This is a genomic window from Candidatus Deferrimicrobiaceae bacterium, from assembly GCA_035256765.1.
In the GTDB taxonomy this organism is placed as follows: Bacteria; Desulfobacterota; Deferrimicrobia; order Deferrimicrobiales; family Deferrimicrobiaceae; genus CSP1-8.
Window position 1 is genome coordinate 1 of the sequence record DATEXR010000154.1, and the last position, 2,194, is coordinate 2,194.

2 protein-coding genes are annotated in these 2,194 nt (G+C 68.5%); both read right to left on the reverse strand.

Translation table 11 applies throughout. From position 1 onward, the window contains the following. Positions 1-158 precede the first annotated feature (158 nt). Entirely contained in the window at positions 159-548 is a 390-nt protein-coding gene (locus tag VJ307_05340) for a hypothetical protein (GenBank protein ID HJX73564.1), read from the reverse strand. Between the two features lie 59 nt (positions 549-607). Further along, positions 608-2,194: VWA domain-containing protein (locus VJ307_05345; GenBank protein ID HJX73565.1), on the reverse strand; the 1,587-nt coding region annotated here is incomplete at its 5' end.

Genomic DNA, 2,194 nt, shown 5'->3' on the forward strand with positions numbered 1-2,194 from the left:
AAGGACCGACGCGAACGCACGCACCGCCGTCGTCTTCCCCGTCCCCTTCTCCCCCCGGATCAGAACCCCCCCGATCGACGGGTCCACCGCGTTCACCAACAGACCCTTCTTCATCAACTCCTGACCCACGATCGCGCTGAACGGAAAAAGACGCACCTTTAGCCCCCCCTCTTCGACTTCGACATGTCGGCGCCCAGCCACTCCTCCCCGCCCGCGGGGCAGAAGACCCGCCAGTGGATCCGGAAATAGTCGTCGCCGAGCCAGTCCATGATGTCCGCCCCGTTCTCCCCCACGATGTCGAACTCCCCGTTGAACTCGATGACGAGGACCTTGCGCTGCTCCCCCTCGTAGAACCGGATCCAGTACCGGTCCTCGGGAAACGCGCCGCCGTCGATCGGGATCAGGTCCTCGAACTGCAGCATGAGTTTCCGGGAGACCTTCCGGAGCGACATCGGGACGCCCTTGAGAAACAAGACCTTGTTCCCCGTCCCGATCGGCCCGTACCGCTCCTCGATCGTTTTCCGGGAGATCGACATTCTCGGTTCCATGCGCTCCTCCCCTTTTCCCTCGAACCCCGTGCGGCGCCCCGCCCCGGGTTCTTTGCGCGTCAGATGATCGACCGCGCCCGGATCGCAGCCAGGATCGCGGACTGGCTCATCTCCGCGAGCGACAGGTACTTCGCGCCCATCGCGTCCGCGACGGTCTTCGCCGGCCCGCCGGAGAAGATCCCCCGCGTCTTCTTCCTCTTCTCGGTCGCTTCCATCGAGGCACGAAGCGCCGCCGGGCCCATCATCATCCGGTCCGTGTCGATGACCAGCGAGGTGACGCCCATCCGGCGGATGATCTTCCCCATCCGCACCGCCTCCTCGAGCGGCTCCCCCCCGACGTACGCCACGTTGGCCCTCCCGTCGGTGATGAGCACCAGGAGGGGCTTGCGCCCGGGGTCGCGGACCTGCTCCCTCTCGAGCGTCTTGACCGCTGCGTAGATCCCGATGGAAAGCGGGGTCGTGCCGCCGGAAGCGAGCCAGGTAAGCTGCATCGCGGCCATCGAAGCGGAGCCGGTCGGGGACACCACCACCTCCGCCACCGTGTCCCGGAAGGAGATGAGCCCCACCCGATCCCTCTTCACGTAGGCGTCGCGCAGAAGCGACAGGACCGCTCCCTTGGTGGCCACCATCCTCTTCTGCGTCTCCATCGACGCCGAGGCATCGAGAAGGACGAGGATCAGGTTCCCCACCTTCCGCTCCCGCCTCTTCCCGCGCAGGTCTTCCACCGCGATCCGGACCCTTCCCGACGGCCGCTCCACATGCCCGTGGGCCACCGCGGAGACCAGGGTTGCGTCCATGGCAACGTCCCGCCCCTTCTTCCACGGCCCGCTCCGGACGTAGCGGCCGCGGGCGCTCGCGGTCTTCGCCCGGCTGCGCTTCCCCGCGGCGTCGAGCAGCTTCCTCCCCTGGGGAACCACGATCTTGCGGACCTGGTAGGGCGCGGAAGGCGCGATGATGTTCTCCTCGAGGAACCCCTGGCAGATGTCGCAATCGGGGTCGCCGCACGTGGAAGGCGAGGAGCCCCCGGCCCCCCTCTCGCTGCGCCTTCTCGCCGCCGTCGCCTGCTCGATCGCCTGACGCTCCAGCTCCTCGTCCGAGTAGGTCGGCGTGCGGAAGACGACCCCGGCCCGCTTCATCCCGTGGGCCGTGTCGGGCAGGGGAACGACCGGCTCGCGGTCCTCCTCCCGCATCTCCCCGGGAAACGCCCAGGAGAGGAGCCGCTCCACGTGGCGCGCGGCGCGGGCCGAAACCCCGCTCCTCGGGATGCGGTGCGGCAGGGCGAGCCGGATGGCATCCGAAAGGTCCGCCGCGGAGAGGTCGGCCCCTCCCCGCAGGGCCGCAAGGGCCCGGGCGGTTTTGAGGATCGCGATGTCCCCGCGGTGGCCCGCCACGCCGAGCGCGGCGACCGCCTCCGTCACTGTCTTCAGGAGGTGATCGGGGATCGGGACGTCGCGCAGGCGGGCGCGTCCTTCCGTAACCTGCCGCAGGATCCTCCGGTCCTCCCTCGCCCACTCCTCGAGGAATCCGGGCTCCTCGCTCTCGAAGGAGAGCACCCGGTCCACGATCTGCTTCCGCAGCACGATCTCCTTCTCCCCGGAGATCTCCACGCACAACCCGAAACGGTCCAGCAACTGCGGACGAAGCTC